This is a genomic window from Sphingobacterium litopenaei, assembly GCF_014692495.1.
In the GTDB taxonomy this organism is placed as follows: Bacteria; Bacteroidota; Bacteroidia; order Sphingobacteriales; family Sphingobacteriaceae; genus Sphingobacterium; species Sphingobacterium litopenaei.
The window spans coordinates 1-19,954 of record NZ_JACOIJ010000032.1 but is presented as its reverse complement, the minus strand read 5'-3'; the positions used below and the strand labels follow the sequence as shown (position 1 = coordinate 19,954).

General features: G+C 33.5%; 26 protein-coding genes. 18 read left to right on the top strand and 8 right to left on the bottom strand.

Going from position 1 to position 19,954, the window contains the following annotated elements:
- The first annotated feature begins 14 nt into the window (after window positions 1–14).
- The 11 genes from H8B04_RS13770 (at window position 15) to H8B04_RS13720 (ending at window position 6,296) form a co-directional block, all read left to right on the top strand.
- On the top strand, window positions 15–182 hold the full coding sequence (locus H8B04_RS13770; protein WP_190302720.1) for a hypothetical protein: 168 nt from the start codon (window positions 15–17) through the stop codon (window positions 180–182).
- On the top strand, window positions 179–409 hold the full coding sequence (locus H8B04_RS13765; RefSeq protein ID WP_190302719.1) for a hypothetical protein: 231 nt from the start codon (window positions 179–181) through the stop codon (window positions 407–409). Before H8B04_RS13770 ends, H8B04_RS13765 begins: the two co-directional genes overlap by 4 nt.
- A complete protein-coding gene (locus H8B04_RS13760) occupies window positions 406–705 on the top strand; it encodes a hypothetical protein (protein ID WP_190302718.1) in 300 nt (99 codons plus the stop codon). Before H8B04_RS13765 ends, H8B04_RS13760 begins: the two co-directional genes overlap by 4 nt.
- Before the next feature lie 186 nt (window positions 706–891).
- The gene (locus H8B04_RS13755) at window positions 892–1,725 is read left to right on the top strand and encodes an ABC-three component system protein (protein ID WP_190302717.1); all 834 of its coding nucleotides are present in this window, start codon (window positions 892–894) and stop codon (window positions 1,723–1,725) included.
- Entirely contained in the window at window positions 1,712–1,945 is a 234-nt protein-coding gene (locus H8B04_RS13750) for an ABC-three component system middle component 6 (RefSeq protein ID WP_190302716.1), read from the top strand. The genes H8B04_RS13755 and H8B04_RS13750 overlap by 14 nt, the downstream gene beginning before the upstream one ends.
- Entirely contained in the window at window positions 1,936–3,636 is a 1,701-nt protein-coding gene (locus H8B04_RS13745) for a DUF2326 domain-containing protein (protein ID WP_190302715.1), read from the top strand. Before H8B04_RS13750 ends, H8B04_RS13745 begins: the two co-directional genes overlap by 10 nt.
- A 124-nt stretch (window positions 3,637–3,760) precedes the next feature.
- Entirely contained in the window at window positions 3,761–3,964 is a 204-nt protein-coding gene (locus tag H8B04_RS13740) for a hypothetical protein (protein WP_190302714.1), read from the top strand.
- Window positions 3,965–4,095: 131 nt separating this feature from the next.
- Window positions 4,096–4,524, top strand: a complete 429-nt coding sequence (locus H8B04_RS13735; RefSeq protein WP_190302713.1) for a hypothetical protein — start codon at window positions 4,096–4,098, stop codon at window positions 4,522–4,524.
- Between the two features lie 94 nt (window positions 4,525–4,618).
- Window positions 4,619–4,876, top strand: a complete 258-nt coding sequence (locus H8B04_RS13730; protein WP_190302712.1) for a hypothetical protein — start codon at window positions 4,619–4,621, stop codon at window positions 4,874–4,876.
- A 442-nt stretch (window positions 4,877–5,318) separates the two neighbouring features.
- Window positions 5,319–5,777, top strand: a complete 459-nt coding sequence (locus H8B04_RS13725; protein WP_190302711.1) for a hypothetical protein — start codon at window positions 5,319–5,321, stop codon at window positions 5,775–5,777.
- Window positions 5,778–5,834: 57 nt separating this feature from the next.
- Complete coding sequence (locus H8B04_RS13720; RefSeq protein WP_190302710.1) at window positions 5,835–6,296, top strand: hypothetical protein; 462 nt, start codon at window positions 5,835–5,837, stop codon at window positions 6,294–6,296.
- A gap of 410 nt (window positions 6,297–6,706) precedes the next feature.
- Here the strand turns inward: H8B04_RS13720 and H8B04_RS13715 are convergent, their stop codons facing one another.
- Entirely contained in the window at window positions 6,707–6,985 is a 279-nt protein-coding gene (locus tag H8B04_RS13715) for a hypothetical protein (RefSeq protein ID WP_190302709.1), read from the bottom strand.
- Between the two features lie 424 nt (window positions 6,986–7,409).
- Between H8B04_RS13715 and H8B04_RS13710 the strand changes: the two genes are divergently transcribed.
- From H8B04_RS13710 to H8B04_RS13700, 3 genes are read left to right on the top strand one after another with little or no spacing between them, the layout of a single operon-like run.
- Window positions 7,410–8,171 (top strand): S24 family peptidase, encoded by a 762-nt coding sequence (locus H8B04_RS13710; protein ID WP_190302708.1) that lies wholly within the window; start codon window positions 7,410–7,412, stop codon window positions 8,169–8,171.
- Window positions 8,172–8,546 carry a hypothetical protein gene (locus H8B04_RS13705; RefSeq protein WP_223815435.1) on the top strand — a complete coding sequence of 125 codons (375 nt, stop codon included), beginning with the start codon at window positions 8,172–8,174 and terminating at the stop codon, window positions 8,544–8,546.
- Window positions 8,527–8,859: a helix-turn-helix transcriptional regulator gene (locus tag H8B04_RS13700; RefSeq protein WP_190302706.1), complete on the top strand. Its 333-nt coding sequence runs from the start codon at window positions 8,527–8,529 to the stop codon at window positions 8,857–8,859. Before H8B04_RS13705 ends, H8B04_RS13700 begins: the two co-directional genes overlap by 20 nt.
- Here H8B04_RS13700 and H8B04_RS13695 read toward each other — a convergent pair.
- Together H8B04_RS13695 and H8B04_RS13690 are read right to left on the bottom strand one after the other, a co-directional pair.
- Window positions 8,856–10,052: a phage integrase SAM-like domain-containing protein gene (locus tag H8B04_RS13695; RefSeq protein ID WP_190302705.1), complete on the bottom strand. Its 1,197-nt coding sequence runs from the start codon at window positions 10,050–10,052 to the stop codon at window positions 8,856–8,858. The two genes, H8B04_RS13700 and H8B04_RS13695, sit on opposite strands and share 4 nt — an antisense overlap.
- Before the next feature lie 215 nt (window positions 10,053–10,267).
- A complete protein-coding gene (locus tag H8B04_RS13690; RefSeq protein ID WP_190302704.1) occupies window positions 10,268–10,945 on the bottom strand; it encodes a hypothetical protein in 678 nt (225 codons plus the stop codon).
- Between the two features lie 145 nt (window positions 10,946–11,090).
- On the opposite strand from H8B04_RS13690, the gene tyrS reads away from it, so the two are divergent.
- Window positions 11,091–12,374, top strand: coding sequence for a tyrosine--tRNA ligase (gene tyrS / locus H8B04_RS13685; RefSeq protein ID WP_190302703.1), 1,284 nt, complete (start codon window positions 11,091–11,093; stop codon window positions 12,372–12,374).
- A 154-nt stretch (window positions 12,375–12,528) separates the two neighbouring features.
- Here tyrS and H8B04_RS13680 read toward each other — a convergent pair whose 3' ends face one another.
- The 4 genes from H8B04_RS13680 to H8B04_RS13665 form a co-directional block, all read right to left on the bottom strand.
- On the bottom strand, window positions 12,529–13,014 hold the full coding sequence (locus H8B04_RS13680; RefSeq protein WP_190302702.1) for a DUF4826 family protein: 486 nt from the start codon (window positions 13,012–13,014) through the stop codon (window positions 12,529–12,531).
- Window positions 13,015–13,226: 212 nt separating this feature from the next.
- Window positions 13,227–14,021, bottom strand: a complete 795-nt coding sequence (locus H8B04_RS13675) for a hypothetical protein (RefSeq protein ID WP_223815434.1) — start codon at window positions 14,019–14,021, stop codon at window positions 13,227–13,229.
- 4 nt (window positions 14,022–14,025) lie between these two features.
- Window positions 14,026–14,814, bottom strand: coding sequence for a hypothetical protein (locus H8B04_RS13670; RefSeq protein WP_190302700.1), 789 nt, complete (start codon window positions 14,812–14,814; stop codon window positions 14,026–14,028).
- Window positions 14,815–14,820: 6 nt separating this feature from the next.
- Complete coding sequence (locus H8B04_RS13665; RefSeq protein ID WP_190302699.1) at window positions 14,821–15,069, bottom strand: hypothetical protein; 249 nt, start codon at window positions 15,067–15,069, stop codon at window positions 14,821–14,823.
- A gap of 302 nt (window positions 15,070–15,371) precedes the next feature.
- Between H8B04_RS13665 and H8B04_RS13660 the strand changes: the two genes are divergently transcribed.
- The 3 genes from H8B04_RS13660 to H8B04_RS13650 all read left to right on the top strand — a co-directional run bounded on the left by H8B04_RS13660 (window position 15,372) and on the right by H8B04_RS13650 (window position 19,680).
- Entirely contained in the window at window positions 15,372–16,559 is a 1,188-nt protein-coding gene (locus H8B04_RS13660) for an aspartate aminotransferase family protein (protein ID WP_190302698.1), read from the top strand.
- Window positions 16,560–16,592: 33 nt separating this feature from the next.
- Entirely contained in the window at window positions 16,593–17,342 is a 750-nt protein-coding gene (locus H8B04_RS13655) for an SGNH/GDSL hydrolase family protein (protein WP_190302697.1), read from the top strand.
- An 85-nt stretch (window positions 17,343–17,427) separates the two neighbouring features.
- Window positions 17,428–19,680 (top strand): inorganic phosphate transporter, encoded by a 2,253-nt coding sequence (locus H8B04_RS13650; protein ID WP_190302696.1) that lies wholly within the window; start codon window positions 17,428–17,430, stop codon window positions 19,678–19,680.
- 161 nt (window positions 19,681–19,841) lie between these two features.
- Here the strand turns inward: H8B04_RS13650 and H8B04_RS13645 are convergent.
- Window positions 19,842–19,954 (bottom strand): transposase (locus tag H8B04_RS13645; RefSeq protein ID WP_190302066.1); only part of this gene is annotated, 113 nt, incomplete at its 5' end.

The following is a 19,954-nucleotide window of genomic DNA, read 5'->3' as shown; positions in this document are numbered from 1 at the left end:
AAATATTTTAAACCATGACCCCCACCGAACAAGCAAACCAAATAATAGCATTCCTCAGTGAGTTTGATTTAACAACTGAGGAAAAGCTAGAAGAAATCGCTCTTGCAAAAAGGAAATTAGAAGCGATTAAGCAAGAAGAAGAATTAAACAAACCTTGTAAACAGATAAAGTTAGAGTTATGAAAGGCACAGAGCAAAAGGACCAAATACGAAGTGATGTTTCTAATCATGCACTTTTTTCGCAATTGGATGAGGTTCAGCAAAGAGTAATTACTTCTGATGTCTATGTGCATTGGTTTTGGGGAATCAAAGATTTAGCAAACAGGGATCGAAATAGAACTGCAGAATTAATCAAAAATCACTCCCATATAAATGCAGAATTTAAACCTATTTATCTGGATATATTATGACCGACTCAATCCACATAGTAGAACTAATAGACGGCTACGGCTTCACCATTGAAGAAGTAGCCTTTGCTAAGAGAATGGATGCAATAGAAGTAGAAAGGATATACAGCTCTATTTCTACGTTTCTCAATGTGAATGATAGGATAAATAATGAGCTGGTGGTATTGCCATCAGTTATTAATGAAATGAGTGATAACTTTTTGGGGCTTTGCGAAGGAGCGGAACAGAAAGAACTAAAGTTCAGTACTACAGTTAGCAAAACCATTTTTTTTGCTAATTTACTCTTTTTAAGCAAATAAACAATGGTTTTTGCGGATAGAAAGCATAAAAGTTGAAGTTTAGACTTAACCCGCTCTTTTGCAAAACCCTTGTTGGTGGCAGTGCTTTTTTCGTTATACGTTCTTTTTCATCTCAAATTTTTATGGTAGTTTTGTGTCGGTATTTGGTGTAAAATACTCTAAAATAAAGCAACTTTATATTAGTAAATGGCAAAAGGGAAAGCAAGGGTAATAACTGAATTAACAATTAAGAAATTGTACGCATTGTCTGGAAATCAATGTGCGTTTCCTGATTGTAGTCAATCTATTTTTGACCATAATGGTCAGCCTAATATTTCCAATATTTGTCATATTGAAGCTGCTGAGCAAGGTGGGCAACGATATAATCCAAACTCTGATGATGACTATCGAAGAAGTTTCGATAATTTGATTTTACTGTGTCCTAATCATCATAAAATTACTGATGATGTTAAGAAATATACCGTAGCTGTTTTAAGAGATATGAAAAGACAGCACGAGGCAAAGTTTTTGCAAGGTCTCGTTGGTCAAGATGTTATCACTAAAAATCCGTCTGTTCTTAATATCATAATTGGCGAATTAGGAAGTAAAATTTTTGATAGTCAAAGTGTAACCGAACCCATGTCAGCACCTGACCCCGAAAATAAAATCCAATACAATAATGTAATACGATTTAGACCTATCATTGAAGAATATAAAGTTTATCAAGGTCGGCTAAATAAAATTTACGAAGAGATAGAAAAACAAGGCTCAACAAGAAAGGAGTTTGTTTTACACAACATAAAAAATGCCTATCTTGTAGAAAAGGGAAAATACAATAATGATATTGAGCAAATAAAGGTAAACGCAGATAACATCATTGAAAGTGTACAAACAAAACTTTGGAAAATAATTGAAAACAGTAGCAATAAAAGTTCTGATTTACCAATTGAAGCGATTGAAATTAGCTTGTATATAATTTTGGTAGATGCGTTTATGAGATGTAGTATTTTAGAAGAACCACCACAAAATGATAGTAAATAAAAACATAAATCCTGAACGAGATTTGTATTATTTGGGTGGAAAAACTATTGAAATTTTAACCAACTCAAATAAAACAGAGTTTGATTACTTTGAGCTATACAGTAGTTTAAGTAAAAATCACAATATTTCTATCAACTTGTTTTCGTTAATACTTGATTGGTTGTTTATTTTGGGAGTTATTAAAATTGGTAAAAAAGGATTTTTGGTAAAATGTTTTTAAAGCGTTTAAACATAAAAGGAAAGGCTGGAGTTATCCGAGAAATCTCTTTTAAAAAAGGGCTTAACCTTATTGTGGACGAAACTCCCGAAATTCAAAACCAACAAACAACAGGAAATAATGTCGGTAAAACCACTGTATTAAGGTTAATTGATTATTGTTTGGGTTCTAAAGGAGAAAGCATATATAAAGACACTGAATTTTCTAATCAACCTAATACGACTATTGAAAACTTCTTGATTGACAATGAAGTTTTAATAACGATTGAGTTAGTTGAAGACCTTAATGATGATAATTCTGAAAGCATCATCATTGAACGTAATTTCTTGAAACGTACTAAAAAAGTTCAAAAAATCAATGGCGAGAATTATACCGATGATAAGAAATTTGATACTGAATTAAAAAAACTCATCTTTAAAACAAAGGTAGATAAACCCACTTTTAGACAGATTATATCCAAAAATATCCGTATAGATAAAGACCGAATGGATAAAATCGTTCGTGTACTTGGTAGTTTTGTAAAGAAAGAAGAGTACGAAGCACTTTTTTTGTTTTGGTTGGGTGTAAATACCGATAAATCTGCTGAAAAGAATAAATTAAGAGATGAACAAAAAAGAGAGATTAGTTTCAGAAGAAGATTACAAAAGGACGGTGAACTTGCTTTAATTGAGCAAAAATTAGCTTTTCATAATGGCAAAATAGAGGAACTTGAAAAGCAAAAAAGTACTTTCAATCTGAATGAGAATTTTAATGCAGAGATTGAGCAGCTTAACCAAGTTAAATTTGCCCTAAACCGTGTTTCTGCTGAAATCAGCCGATTGGAAACAAGAAAAGATTTGATTATTGAGAGCAAGACTGATTTAGAAAAGGAATATACCAATGTTGATACAGAGCAGATAAGAAATTTATATAATCGCGCTAATGCTTTAATTGCAAATATTCAGGTTTCTTTTGAAGAAACTTTGAAGTTTCACAATGATTTGATTTCGGAAAAAATCAAATACATAACAAACGAATTACCTGAATTAGAAAAAAAAATAAAATCGCTGAATGCTGAATTATTGCGTTACCGCAAACAAGAAGATGATTTAACAGCTAAATTACAAAAAACGGGAGTAGCGGAAGATTTGGAAATTATCGTTGGCGAGTTGAATAAACAATACGAACGTAAGGGGAATTTAGAGGAACAAAGACGTCTTTGGGAGGCTTCTGATGAAAATATTAAAAGGATTGAAGGTGATTTACAACTTATCAATGAAGAAATAACTTCAAATGATGATTTGATAAAAAACAGGGTTACTCAATTTAATAAGTATTTTACAAAAATGTCTGAAATACTTTATGATGAGAATTATATCCTTACACCTACACAAACAAATGCAGGTTACGACCTAAATGTAACCAACATAGAGGGAAATCCAAGTACAGGAAAGAAAAAGGGGCAAATTGCTGCTTTCGATTTTGCGTATATTCAATTTGCCGATGATTTGGATATAAAATGTTTACATTTTATTCTTCACGACCAATTAGAAAATATACACGATAACCAATTAAATACTTTGGTTGAAGTTGCCGAAAATCTTAATGGACAATATATAGTACCTATTTTGAGAGATAAAATTCCTGCTAATATTGATGTAAGCAAATACGAAATTTTATCTCTTTCTCAAAGCGATAAATTGTTCAAGGTGTAACATCACGTTATAAAATCTTCAAGCTTTGCTTTACGTTTCGACTTTTTTAATTGCTTTCCATTTGCTTATAATGTCATATAATCTTAGCACGATTGTTCGTTAGCATTGCCACCAACATTTAAATATGCGTAATCACACCATGACTGAAGCTGATTTTATAGAAAAATTCCTTCCCGATGATCATAACGATCAAGATCTCAAATATCTAAAAGCTCGATATAAATGGGAAGCAGCTAGACGAAATGAGGATAGTCACAAGTTTTTTGAACTAGCTTCCAAAACATATAACGGAACTACTTTTCAAAAGAAACATTATCCAAGAGCATGAGAAAGCCAACAAAGCCTAACCTAACCGTTAGGCTTTTTCAATTGTGAAAGCTCATCATCCCTCCATTTCACCAAATCTTCCAAAACGAAATATTTTTTTATTACTTTTATATTAACTAAATTATAAACTCTATGAAAAATATAATCGGCTCCATTCTTATCTTAATTACCTTATTTTCATGCTCGAAAAGTGAAATAGAAGAAGTAGATTTTAATCCCGAAGAACCGATTTTAGGAAAATGGGAATTGATATCTCCTGCTCATGACGATACTTTCATTGGTGAAATAAAAGAGCGATCTTTTAATTTTGGATCGAATAGTGTAGGGATTAGAGGAATAGAATTACTTGGAAGATATGGGAGCGCCCTTGTGGGATGGGACAGAAATGCTACAATACAAAGCGATTACACATTGTCTAATGATGGGAAAACATTGAGCATCAACTATGAAGATGTTTTGTTATATCATTTTGATATAATAAAATTAAATAAAAGCTCACTCAAAATTAAATCAAAAAACAGCACCTATATAAGCACTCTTGAATTTAAGAGAGTAAAATGATCTACTAAGAATTTAATAAACAAAAAATTACGGGTGTTAATGACATTAGTACAAGCCTAACCTAACCGTTAGGCTTTTTCCTTATCTTTATTCTATGATAGAATGGATAGATAAAATACGAGTAGTGCTCAACGAGTGTAAAGATCCAATCAATAACTTACAAGCCCGTACTCTACGTGATGATGCTTTGGACGCTTTAAGCCTTGAGGTAATGCATCTATCGCGGAAAGAATTCGAGTCCTACGCAACCAATGATAAAGAACTTCACGATCTATCCTGGTTCTATACTAGATTTGTTCATAATAAATATTTGACTGCTGGAGCAGGAAGAAGCCTACCCGATAAAGAGTAGGCTAAAGTTTATTCGATTAAAAATATGGGTGTGATTTTAAGACTTCAATAAGGAAAAGTCTACCCATTACAGATAGACTCTTCCAATTACTTTATTCGATTTATCGTATGATTTAAACAAAATTTTATTGAAAAGGTTTTTAACAACACTATGTAATAAAATAATCTATTTAACGTTTATATATCACATAGGTGATTTTTCATAATTTAATAAAGGATAACCTACTCATTTATTTGGGTAGGTTTTTTATTTTTGATTCATGGGAAAAAAGGAGAAATATATAATAATTGGTGCAATTGTACTTTTCATTGCTGCATGTTATTCCTTTGGATATAATATTGGGAAGTTTATAGCGCAAAGTACAAAGTAAAAAGCCTACCCCATGAAGAGTAGGCATTTATTGTAAATATTGATTATATTTATAAAACTAATTATAACCAAAATGAAAAATCTACTACTAATAATGGCTTTTTTATTTCTATCACAAACTTCATTTTCTCAATTTAGAAATACAACTTGGGGAATGAGTAAGGAACAAGTTCGGAAAATAGAAGAATCTAAACTTGAAAGTGATTATGGATCTAATCTAATTTACAATTTAGATATTGAAGATATGAAATGCCGTCTTTTCTATTCTTTTAATGATAAAAATAAATTAATATCTTTCTTATATAGATTTTCTTCTCCAGAATGGGATAGGTTTGGGAATAACACAAAAATAGCTTTAGAAAAAATGGTTGCCAAAATTGTAAGTAAATACGGCCCATCCACTTATTATAACGATAAATCTTTTTTCTCCTGGAATTTAAAAGATTTTTCTATTAAAGCTTCTATTATAAAAAATAGTGAAATAGAAGTTCTTTATACTCCCCCTGCACCCTCATTAAAAGATATTTTATAGCAGAAAGCCTAGATGGTTAGGCTATGGATTAAGACATTTAAATAATTTTACAATTTTATGAAAAGCGCAATATTTCTTTTTGCAATAACATTATTTATAACATCATGCACCAAGTCTAATGAGGAAAGTGATGTATTTAATAGCAGCAATCTACTAAAAACATGGGATCTTGAATATACGGTGTATAACAATAATAGCGCGAACCAATCTATTCAAAAGGATGATTTTAATACAACCTATACATTTTCAAAAGATAGTTTAAGAGTAAAATCTGACAAAGGAGAGGATGTCTTTGGGGATAGAAACGGATATTATAAGAGAACACCATTTTATGTATCAGCTAAATATTGGTTATCATCCGACAACAAAGTTCTTGATGCTAACTTTAATTACAATGCATTATCAATTATAGAAAAACGAACATACAATGTACTAGAATTGACTAAAAATAAACTCGTAATATTAAAATTAAGCAATAACAATTCTAGTAACCTGGAGTTACATTTCAAATCACAATAAAGCCTAGATTATTGGTCTAGGCTTTTACTTGTTAATCGATTTTTGGCTCTAAAAACGCGAGCCTAACTCCATTATTGTCTATTTTAGACAACTCGGTTACCACAAAAGTAACAATGCTTGAGATACCGTTATTACGTTTGTAAATAACTGTACGCTCTTGGCCTAGGTATACTTTTGTGTAATGGTAAAAATTGTAAAAATTTGTCATGGTGTTTTTAGACTTTATGTATTTTACACCGATTTGTTTTTGCGATTATTCAAAAATACTTAATTGTAAACGCTTTCTAAAATGACTTAATTAACCCTTCCTATAATCCTCCCAGTTCACCATTTCAACAGTTTGTCCTGCTAGTTCATGAAGAGAATCATTAAGATATTGCACCATTTCGAGTATAATGCCGCGGATTTTTTCAGTTTCCATTTATATCGATATGCTTTATAAGTTCAACACCTGAGTTTAATGATTCAAAGGAAACCCTATCTATTCTTATGGTCCTAAAAGAGTCGCTTTGCTCAAATTTCAATTGCCCTGAATCCATCCATTTTTTTACTTGAGTTTTGCCAGCTCTCCGTCCAGCTTCGGACATTGATATATAAGGTTTTAAATGACCTACATGTGTCAATGCTTTTATTGCTCCAATTTCAGCGGCTTTGCCTAGCATTGCCGCTAATTTGTAATCTATCTGCATAGTTATTTATCCCTCCAGCATCTAAAATTTTTGTCATCTTTAGGATCTCTTCGGACAGTAAAAACACGTTCGCTAATAGGAACTCCATTAACTTCTTTATGAAAATATCTCCACACAGCATGTCTTACTGTTTTTTAGTACCATTATCAACAGGGAAAGAATCACCGACATTCATCTTATCCAATAGGAATTTTAAAGACGGTGTTTGGATTTCTGATGTAATTTCTACCATGTTTATTTTGTTTTATTTTGTTTAATTCATTGAAATTGGCACATACATTGTTTGAAATGTTTATATTTGTTTGACTTGACAAAACAAATATAAACATTTCAAACATTACAAACTTTTTAACCTAAAAAAGTTTAAATATTTTAAATATTTTGTTTAAAATGTTTTAAACATGCATTTTACACACACGAAGAAATGTTACATAAAGGAAATTATATCAAGCGCTTGATGAAAAAGCTTGATGTTAAACAGGAAACAATTACGGATAAATCTAATCCGTTATATGTTGGATTTGGGAGAAACACCCTTATTAACCTTCTAAAAAATGAAGACTTCTATAAAGAAGATGATCTTTCGAGAGCAAGAGCAATCTTAGATGCTATTAATGCAACAAAGGAAGATTATGATTTCATTTTTCCAACTAGATCAAATTCAAATGCGAGGGATTTAGGAGAATACATTGAAGATGACCAAACTACACCAATTAAAGAGATAAGCCCTGGATTTTACCTTTTAACAACTGAGCTGGTTCCCGTCCATGCTCAAGCAGGATATTTGACAGGTTATCAAGACCAAGAATATATTGATATGCTACCCAAATACACTACTACCGTTGACAAATATGCAAGAGGAAAATATAGACACTTCGAAACTAGTGGAGACTCTATGGACAACGGAAGTATTAAGGATGCTATTCCTGACGGTACCGTTCTCTTATGTCGTGAAATAAAACGTGAGCATTGGACTAGTAAATTACACAGCCATAAATGGCCAAATTACGTTTTTGTTCATAGAACGGAAGGCATAGTTGTAAAACAAATTGCTTCACAAAATCTTGAAACAGGTGAAATTATATTACATAGCCTCAACCCTGATAAAAACAAGTATCCCGATTACAGCGTTAATATGGATGATATTTTAGAGATCTATAATGTAATAAAAAGAATCCTTGAATAAATGGACATTACCTGGGATATCGGACAGGATGGGTTATTGATTGAAAGAAAGAATAATTCCTCCGAAGTTTGGGAGATTATTAACCATCTTCAAAAACACCTTATCCCACCCATGAAAAATGGCATATACCCAAAAACTAAACCAGGGAAGAGAGAAGGTCACAGAATCGAATTGACACACCTTGGCAACTGGGACGATGGAACTGGATTAATAAATATTTTATTATTCCCAGCAGATTGGGAGTTACTTTATAAAGTAGAAATGATAATAGATGAAGCCTTGACTGACGAACTTCATTTAAAATTAACCATAGATCGCAAGTCAAGCGAAGTCCCTGGACACATACGCGTAAAATATGAGTACACAAAATTATAAAGAAGTAGGAGAGCTTATTAAGAGTTTCCGATTAAGCAAAGGATGGACCAGTAATGAGTTGGCTCAGAAAATAGGAATATCCTACCCTACCGTCTCCAGATTAGAAAACGGACATTTTGGGCCAAGCGGTATTGTTACCAAAAAGCTTGCTGAATTAGGTATGAACATTGAAGATATCGCTCATACTGCCCGCGCCCACTCTAAAGAACAAACCTATGCTTATAGAATTTCTGATCTTGAAAATAGGATCTTGAAATTGGAAGACACTTTAAAAAAACTGCTAGATGCAATTGATAATAAAGGTGGTCATTAATTAGAACCACCTTTAAAAAACACTTCCTCTATAACTGCTTTTTGTACTTTATGTACAACAGACCAATCCGGCTCAATATATACATCCGTAATATCATTGCCACTTTTATGGTTTAAAGCTAACGCAACATCTTCTTTACTAAATTTACAAACCTGTCTTGCAATATTGGCAAATGAATGGCGGGCGTAATACATGCTGCATTTAAAACCTAATTTCTTACTAATCGCTGCCCAGGCGGTTCCCAATTGGTGATTAAAAATTCTATTATCTTTAAATCTAGATTGAATTACTCCTCCGTATTTTTCAATTATGGGTTTAGCTATATCTGGGATACAAATACTTATAAGACCTCCATCTTTACGATTAAGAACCTTGCTTCTTCTGTATTCCAATTCATTACCAATACATGCACTTGAAATGTAGGTGAATATATCTTTTGAATTCATTCCGCAAAGCATTAGGGACAAAAGAAACATATCTTTAGCAGTATATTCTGAAAGATATTGGGGCTTATAGTTTATTATTTGTTGTATACGATCCAATGATAAATTACGACGCATTTTAGGGGTTGGAGTTGGAAGAGTATAATTTTCCATTGGGTTATACGGAATTGGAAAAAAGTCAATCGATGGATTATTATAACGTTTTCGCATCTCCACAAACAAGGTGTTAAATTTACTCATGTAAGTTCGCAGGCTACTCATTTGTACTATTTTTCTCAAGTACTGATCAAATTTGTAAACAAAGTCTGGAGATATGGAGATCACAGAAATACTACTTGTGCCGGCGAAAGATTTCAAGTGTGATCCTAACGCTGCGTAAATATCAGCTGTAGATTTTCTATCCTGATCAAGAAGCTCAGCAACTTTTAAATCAATAACTCGTATGACATCAATTTGTTCATCCCTTCTTTCGCTACCTAAGAGATAATCCTTGATATCCCCACAAGACATATATTTTATGCGAGAACCTAGAGAAGTGATCTTATCTCGGTAATCAGATAACACTTTTGCGAAATTTTGTTCAATAAAAGACTTCTTCAATTTTCCCTTCGTGTCCAAGGAGGACTTCGTTACAAAAGCAGAGGTTTCTATATATTTTGTATTACTATTATGGCTTAAGGAAATCTTTACATTCCATGTTCCATTTTCTTTTTTGTGGTGCTTTAGCACAACCGCATTAACTGTCGCCATCAGGTGTGTTGTAAATTATTCGTAAATCTTTTTTTGTTAATCGGTCAAGTCAAACAAAATTGATTTATAACATTTACAGGGTAAAACTTGGTGAATACGTTGAAAAAAGCATTTTCACAACATAAACCAACATATCAAAAATCTAACGTATCAAATGTACACTTTTCTTTTTGAAAAGCTGATTCTTCATATGTAATAGTATTTTGGTTTTTCAATCATTTATCTAATTGTTGTGAGATATACGTAAATATTTCACTGTAATCTCTCAACTGTTCACGCTGGTAATTATCCAATTGATGGGCAAGTACCTCAAAGTGATGAGCAGAAGGTGAAAAATCCCACACGCGTTTGCAGATATTGAAAAGTGCGTGTGGTAGATTCTCTACTTTTGCGTAGTCAAAGATATATCTTGATGAGACAAATTTATCATAAAAGTTGTAAAATCTATCGATATCGACTACTTCAAGAGATTTTAGGTATTTCGTTAAATTATTTCTATCAATATTCTCAAGATGTTCGTATAATCTTGCGACAGATAATAAATTATTCGCAATTAATTTGTGATCGAGCAATAATTCTAAGCTAATATGAGCAAGAAAAGAAGCTCTAACAGGCAAGTCAGAAATGTTTTCTGCTATATCTTTGCGTAATTGATGCGTGTGATGATAAAAAAAGTCAGAGCTATGGAACAGTTTATCCACTTCGATATGTCTTTTCCACCCCTCAGTAATGGACTCACTCTTTATTCCATAAGGAAAAGAGGCTTCATGTTTGTTCAGCGGAAAAGAATAACTTTTGTCTACATTCTTCAGCAAATCGGGCAAAAGACTGCCTAGCACTTGCTCTGAATAAGCAGCGTAGCGTTCGAAATAGTAATGCGACAAAAAATTCAAACTACCGTATTTATCAATTATTACTCGTAAGATACGTCATAATCTCTTATCTTTGCAATCTTAAATTAAATTATATTAATCATATCGTTATGAAATGTCCTTTGCGGATATTCCATAAGACAATTGAAAATCAAACAAAAAACTTATGAATTTTGTAGAAGAATTACGTTGGAGAGGCATGCTTCAAGATATCATGCCGGGTACCGAAGATTTACTGAACAAAGAGAAAGTTTCAGGCTATATCGGTTTTGACCCAACTGGCGATTCTTTACATGTAGGTCATTTGACTCAAATCATGACGTTAATCCATTTTCAAAATGCAGGCCATAAACCTGTTGCCCTTGTAGGAGGTGCTACAGGAATGATTGGTGACCCATCATTCAAGTCTGCTGAGAGAAATCTTTTGGATGAGGCTACTTTACAACACAATGTAGCTTGTCTTAAAAATCAATTAGCGAAGTTTTTAAATTTTGGTGAAGGTGAAAACGATGCCAAAATGGTAAACAACTACGACTGGTTCAAAGATTTCAGCTTTTTGGATTTTATTCGTGATGTGGGTAAGTTGATTACAGTCAACTACATGATGTCCAAGGATTCGGTAAAGAAACGCTTAGAAGGTGATAACGGTTTATCGTTCACTGAGTTTACGTATCAATTGATTCAAGGGTATGATTTCTATTATTTGTGGAAACACTACAACTGTAAAATCCAGATGGGTGGTTCGGATCAATGGGGTAATATCGTAACGGGTTCGGAGATGATTCGTCGTCAGGATCAAGGTACGGCTTATGCATTGACTACGCAATTGATCAAAAAAGCAGACGGACAAAAATTCGGTAAAACGGAGTCAGGAGCTGTTTGGTTGGATGCCAAGAAAACATCGCCTTTCAAATATTACCAATTCTGGTTGAACACATCGGATGATGATGCAAAAAACTGGATTAAGATCTTTACGTTAAAATCGAAAGAAGAAATCGATGCTATCATCGCTGAGCATGATGCTGCTCCTCACTTGAGAGCGGTTCAAAAAGCATTGGCGAAAGATATCACTATACGCACACACTCTGAAGAAGCGTATGAAACAGCAGTTAAAACTTCGGAATTCTTATTCGGCAATGGTTCTTTGGAATTCTTAGCGAGTTTAGATCACGATGCGGTATTGGATGTATTCGATGGTGTTCCTCAATTCACTGTTAGCAAAGCTGAATTAGAAGCTGGTGTAAACATTTTGGATTTATTGGCCATAAAAACTCAAGTATTTGCCTCTAAAGGTGAAGCGAAAAAAATGTTGACTGGTGGTGGTGTATCGTTGAATAAAGTAAAATTAGGCGATATCGAACAAACTGTAACTGTTACAGATTTAATCAACAACAAATACTTAGTTGCTCAAAAAGGTAAAAAGAATTATTTCTTGATTATCGCGGAGTAATAAAGTCTTTTAGATATTTTAGTGAAGCCTCAATCGTTGATTGAGGCTTTTTTATGCACAATTGATTGTTTTTTATTTGAGATTCCTCTTTTGTCGGAATGACATTTAATATATCAGATAGATCGTAAGGAGATTTCTAAAAACTATAAAATATTTACAAATCGCTCTCATCTTCATTCTCGAGATATTCTCTTAATAATTTCAATCTATAGTCTAACATATCCGCATGATCAAGATTAGCTTCCACCTCAACAGGATAACATTCTTCAACATTTCCATCTGCCTTTACAGTATCAACCCAATCTTGCATAATCTCAATATAGGCTGATAAAACTTCTAAAGGAAAAGAAGCACTTTCTATATCAATATATGCGGGTGGCAAGTCTCCTGTCAAAATCCAAATATATTTATCTACATTCGGATTAGAAGAACTAACTTCAAATATACTGATTGCAAAAATTCCCTCTAAATAATAAGCTAACCAGGCATTATTCACGCCTTCGCACCAAGTATAGCGTTCAATATAATTTTTACCTTGATTACAAAATTCCTCTAATTTAATATCACCTTGGTGATCTAATGCTTCAAAGGATTCAAAACTGTTAAGTTGTTCTTCGATTTTTTGCTCAATTAAGCTCATAATAACAATATAAAGCAAGGTAAAACTTTTCTTCTAAATTTTCCTTCTTACTTTTCCCTTATGATTAGTAACAGAGAGCTTTTCTTTAAAAATACTGCTCAAACATCAGAAATTCCATGATTTTTAGAAATCGAAAAAGCGAATGGTTCATATCTATAGATGTCAAGTTTTTGTATCCATATATATTTTATGAACCTATCAGTAACTATAATTTAATGTACCATTCTTATAGGTTTGAACATAAGTTTATGTGCCAATTCAAAAACAGGTCTTTTAATACAAGTATTTCCAATTAGATTCGCTAAATCAACTTCTCTTCGCAGTAAATCATTAAAAGTTCTAGAAGTAGGACTTCCTATAGGTCTATTTGCTGGATCAATTACTGTGATACCTGTAAGAAATCCCGACAATGAGGTTTCAGCACCAAAACTTCTCGGTTTTATATGTGTAAATATTGTTTTCGTTTCACCTCCATGACAACTACTACATGTATTTAAAGAAAATATGTGTCTAGCTTCATCATTATTGATAAATTGATTTCCAGAAGTTCCTCTCCCATTCCATATTTGATTTACGTTATTTGTAGGAAATAAGGCATGACCGCCAGCAAGAGGAGTTGTGGAGCCTGGAATATTTAGTGGAACCTCATAATTATTATTCAGAATAGAACTCGTATTATTATTAATCCAAGCTACTAATTTTTCCACATCTACAGCGGGACTTATAGCATTAGAATGAAAACCATTATATTTTACTTGAGGTTCTTGCTTCGCATCTACTAATTGAAGTTCCCCATCGCCATTTAAATTAAACTCTCTAAACTCCCATGGGGAAGACAAAGCAATTTCATTTGTTCTTATTTGATTTATAGAGTTTTGATTAGGTTTAGAAGTATTTGTTCCTGACAATACAAACTGATTAGTTATATTTTCCAATGCAGAATTGTACGCAACACTACCTATTGTCATAGAATTTAAATTATTCCATTCCTGCGCGAATGCTTTCACTTCGCTACAGTTTTTTTTTGTTGATCCCGTATTCGAAAATTACAGTAAATTCTTGCGAATTACATGTTGAAGTCAAAGCATTAAATACAAATCGACCTTCACCAGCATTACTAAATCCGTATCCTGAATTACCTCTCAAATCAAGCCTATTTACGATAGCGATTAATTTAAATGGTGCAAATCTCATGTTCAATATCCCGCCTGGAGAAACAGAACTTTTGTTTTCCCAATCAGTTATTAAATTTTGGATAGTATTTCTTGCTGGTAGATTTTCTCCATTGACGGACTGTTCTGTTTTCCAAGTATTCATCCAATTTCTCACAAAATCAGAGACTTGTAAATCAGATGCTATAGCGCCCGGGTTGGCTGACGCCATTTGCCTCATTAAGGTACCAAACGTCCAAGCTCCATTGGGATTTCCGACTGAAGCACATGGGTTAAATGTTCTTGTAACATCTTCAACAACAGCCAAATCTGTAATCATTAATGTTTTCGTTTGGTCTGTTAAGAGTCTTGGCGCATCAAACAAATCATTTGGAATCAAAATATTCTTACCATTTAAAAACTGCTTGCTATCAAACTGTCTTATTGTATCAATGTTCACATTCCTCATAGATCTAATTTGAAATGAAACAACTTCTTTGTTTGATAAGTTTAGCTTTTGCCTTTGATTTAGTTCTGATACAAATTCATCCAAATTTTCATTCATATTTAATGAAAATTTAAAATCACCACTCACTTCATCAGCGCCTTTACCATCGTCTCTTAATACAACCTTTTCGTCATCCAGCATTATTGCTTAATATTTCTCTTTTATTTTCTCTTTCTCAAATTCAGCAATGAATTTGAAATTATTGCCATTTCCGTCAGGTTTTTCCAATTTTTGAATAAAAATATTTTTTGCAATAGGAGGTTGCATTTCATATTCTGGATTAATTTCTATTTTTTTAACCAAACTTTGGTAGTCATCTTTGGAATTAAAGAAATTGCACGATGTTACTACTGCAACAGAAAATATAAACGAGATAAAAATTTTTAACTTTTTCATAATTAACATTTTTTCTGTAAAAAAAGTTGGTTTTATAGTTAATTATAAGAGGAGAAAAACCCTTTTTTATAGCGTGTTTCCACCCTAAAGACGATATCATAATTCGTATTTTGAAAACATATATATTGTATTTCTTAGGCTGGCACTATGAACACAAATCATCATTCTTTTAAACAAAGACTGATGATGTTGAATTAAGTAGGTAAAGAATGAATATTCTTACATAAGAATAGAAGCTTATGATTTCCGTAAACTTCAATATACAACTTTACAGGGCAAATTTTCCTTTGTACCTTTGCACTATGATTAGTAACAGAGAGCTTTTCTTAAAAAATACAGCTCAAACCTCAGAAAGTCCACGACTTATCGAAATCGAAAAAGCCGAAGGTTCTTATCTTTATGGACCTGAAGGACAAAAATATTTAGACTTAGTATCAGGTTTTAATGTCAGTAATATTGGTCACCGCCATCCTAAAGTGATTCAAGCGATAAAAGACCAATTAGAAAAATATTTGCACGTAACCGTGTATGGAGAGTTTGTACAAGCTCCACAGGTGCAATTTGCTACCAAACTATTGGAAAACCTTCCTTCTTCATTTGGCTCGGTGTATCTGACTAACTCAGGTGCAGAGGCGGTAGAAGGTTCAATGAAAATCGCTAAACGCCATACTGGAAGAAGACAAATCATCGCCGCGAAAAATGCGTATCACGGTAGTACACAAGGTGCTTTGAGTTTAATTGGAGGCACTCAATATCAAGAAGCTTACGCTCCTCTCCTTCCTGAAATTGATTTTATCGAATTCAATGCTGTTACTGATTTAGATGCTATCACCGAAAAAACAGCAGCAGTTATAGTAGAGGCTATCCAAGGTGAAGCAGGCGTGCGTGTCCCCTCCGCAAAATATATGCAAGCTCTTCGTGGCAAATGTACGGAGGTTGGTGCGTTATTAATTTTCGATGAAATTCAAACTGGGTTTGGTCGTACTGGAAAGCTTTTCGCTTTCGAACATTTTGGAATAGTTCCAGATATTTTGATGTTAGCGAAAGGAATTGGTGGTGGTATGCCATTAGGTGCTTTTGTGGCTCCAAAAGAAATTATGGACGTCATTAAAGCGAATCCAATGTTAGGACATATTACTACTTTTGGTGGACATCCTGTTTCTTGTGCAGCTGCCTTAGCCTCATTAAATGTTATTTTGGAAGAGCAATTAGTGGAAGGTGTAGCTGGTAAAGCCCAACTTTTTCGTCAGGAATTAGCGCATCCAAAAATAAAAGAGATCCGTGGCTTAGGGCTAATGATGTGTTTGCAAGTAGAAAACTTTGATCAAGTATATAATGTCAGCAAATATTGTGCGGACCATGGAGTTATGATCGATTGGTATCTGCACTGTGAAACCGCATTGCGTGTAGCTCCTCCCCTAACAATTTCAGAAGAAGAAATAAAAGAAGCTTGTCGCATCATAAAAATAGCAATTGATAAATTCTGTTAATATGCATATTTTAGGGTTTATAAACCTTAATCTATGAAAGACAGAAGAAGTTTTCTTAAACAATCCTTAGCTGCACTAGGTACTACAGTTATTGGGAGCAATCTGGCTAAAGCGGAGTCATTCGCTATTAAAGAGAGCAAAATTGAGTTACACAAAAACGATATTATTCTTTTTCAAGGAGATTCTATAACAGATCACGGTCGTAGCCGAGATAGACTTGGACCGAATGATATTGATGCTCTTGGCAAAGGTTATGCTGCACACGCTGCCAGAACCTTATTACACCAACATGCTATCAAAAATTTGCAAATCTATAACCGAGGTATCAGCGGGCATAAAGTTCCGCAGCTGATAGATAGATGGCAGTCAGATTGTTTGGATATCAAACCAAATGTATTGAGTATACTTATTGGTGTAAATGATTACTGGCACAAACGGGATGGTAAATACCAAGGTTCTGCAGCGGAATATAAATCACAATATCAAAAAATGCTGGACTTAACATTACAGCATTTACCAAATGTAAAACTAATCATTGGAGAACCTTTTGGTGTAAAAGGTGTGAAATATGTAGACGAAACATGGTATCCAGAGTTTGCTGGATATCAACAGGTAGCAAGAGAGATTGCTACTGAATACAAAGCGGTCTTTATTCCTTATCAAAGCATTTTCGATAAAGCAGAAAAACAAGCTGAAGGCAAATATTGGGCTCCAGATGGGGTACATACATCCTTAGCAGGAATCAGCTTGATGGCAGAATCTGTTCTAAATTGCTTTAAATAAAGATATTCAAATGTTCCATGCTTAATATTAAGTTAACAATTCGTTAATATAAGTGTTATACTTTTGTATTGTTAACTTAACATGTATGGAACATTATCTTTATTTAGTTATTATTACGCTCATAGTCTTAGCAGTCATCGATTTGATGGTTGGTGTAAGCAATGATGCTGTAAATTTCCTTAATTCGGGCATAGGCTCCAAAGCCCTTTCCTTCCGCGTAATTATGATGCTTGCCTCCGCGGGGATATTATGTGGTGCTATTTTTTCTAGTGGCATGATGGAAATCGCCAGGAGTGGTATCTACGTCCCTAGTATGTTCAGTTTTAATGATGTGATGGTCATATTTCTCGCCGTCATGATTACCGATATTATTTTACTGGACGTATTCAATTATTTTGGTCTCCCTACTTCAACTACCGTATCTATTGTATTCGAACTATTAGGAAGTGCGATATGCTTGGCTCTATATAAAATAATGAATACTACTGGTGATTGGAGCACACTCTCACAATACATCAATACAGAAAAAGCATCCGAAATTGTTATAAGTATTTTGCTTTCTGTTGCTATTTCCTTCACATTGGGAATGATAGTTCAATATGTATCTCGCGTAGTATTCACTTTCCAATTTGAGAAAAGATTAAAAAGTTTTGGGATATTCTTTGGTGGTATTGCATTGGCATTAATTGCCTATTTCATTATTATAAAAGGACTGAAATCTGTAACTTTTATTAGTAAGGATGTAAAATCATGGATAAATGAACATGAAATCTTGTTAGTATTTGGCTCATTCATAATATTTACTCTACTTAGTTATATACTTACCAAACTGAATATCAATATTCTTAAAGTAATAATTGGTGTAGGAACTTTTGGACTAGCTTTGTCCTTTGCAGGAAATGACTTGGTAAATTTTATTGGAGTTCCTGTCGCAGCAATACAGTCTATAGGATTTTTTAAAGCCGCAGGAGCTGATCCAAACACATATATGATGTCTGAATTAGCCTCTTCAGATATTCTAGCACCAATGTGGATTTTGTTTGCCAGCGGCATTGTTATGATTTTCACGCTATGGACCTCTAAAAAAGCACGTACGGTTATCGAAACGGAAATGAGCTTGAGTAGCCAAGATTCTTCTTCTGAAAAATTTCAACCCAATGCATTATCGAGATTGATTGTTCGTGGCTTTGTGAATTTAGGCAATACTATATCTTTTATCATGCCTAGAACACTGCAAGCCAGATTAGATAGCCGATTTGATAAAGCGACCAACGTTCACAAACAATCCAAAGAAGAACCCATGTTCGACATGGTTCGTGCTTCTGTAAATCTAATGGTGGCCAGCAGCTTGATTGCTGTCGGGACATCGTTGAAACTACCTTTATCAACTACCTACGTCACTTTTATGGTGGCAATGGGGACTGCATTTGCGGATAGAGCTTGGGATAGAGAAACAGCGGTATACCGTGTATCAGGTGTATTCCATGTTATCGGAGGCTGGTTTTTTACTGCAGCATGTGCATTTACGGGAGCATTTATCATTGCTTATTTCTTGAAAATAGGTGGTATTGTAAGTTTTGTAGTAGCCTTAATCGTATTGGCTTTATTATTATTCCAAAATGCACGTAGCCACAAGAAAAAAGTAGCTGAGCAAGCTGAACGTAAACTTTCATTAGAAAGATCAGATATTCGTTCAATGCAACAAGTAACTGAAGCAAGTGCGAATCAAATCTCTGAAGTCATTGCAAAAGCGAATTTATTCTATAAAGAAGTTATTGAGAATGTTTGTAAAAATGACTTAACATCCTTAGCTATTAACAAAAAGCTGATTAAGAAACTCAATAAGGATTTGGATTCTACGAACGACAACTTGTATAATTTTATCCGCAATCTAGATGACAATTCTGCGAAATCCAGTCGTTATTACATTATTTCATTAGGTTATTTACAAGACATTATTGAGAACCTGTATATCATCAGTAATAATACGCATAATCATGTGGACAACAACCACAAGCCTCTAAAACAATCGCGCTGTGAAGATTTAAATCTAGTCGCAGATCAATTGGGAAATTGGTACGCTGAAATATACAACATGTACAAGCGTTTTGAATTTAACAACATTGACTTAGTTATGAAAAAACGGAACAAAATTCAAACTACAATCAATAATTTGATGGATCGTCAAATTCAGGATATTCGCACAACGGAATCAAGCCCACGAAATACCAGATTGTACTTCTCAATCTTACTTGAAACAAATGAAATGGTGAGCTCGACGTTTAAATTATTAAGACTTCACAAAGAGTTCCTGGAATTTAAGCAAGCTAATAAGTAATGAATAATTGATAATTGATAATAACAAAAAAAGAGGCCGTCTCAAAATAATTGAGGCGGCTTTTTTAGTTTTAAATGAATCCGTCATGGTTTGACTACCTTGTGAGCAAAGAGTTCATAATATTTCAATATTTAGTTCAAAATATCAAAAAAGCGGTCTTTTTAGGCCGCTTTCTTTCTTAAATTTTGTGCAATTGCCAATAATCCCCATTCTATTGACACAAGATCTTTACCGCGGAGCATAAAGCGGCGGAAATTATGATTTTGTTTTATGT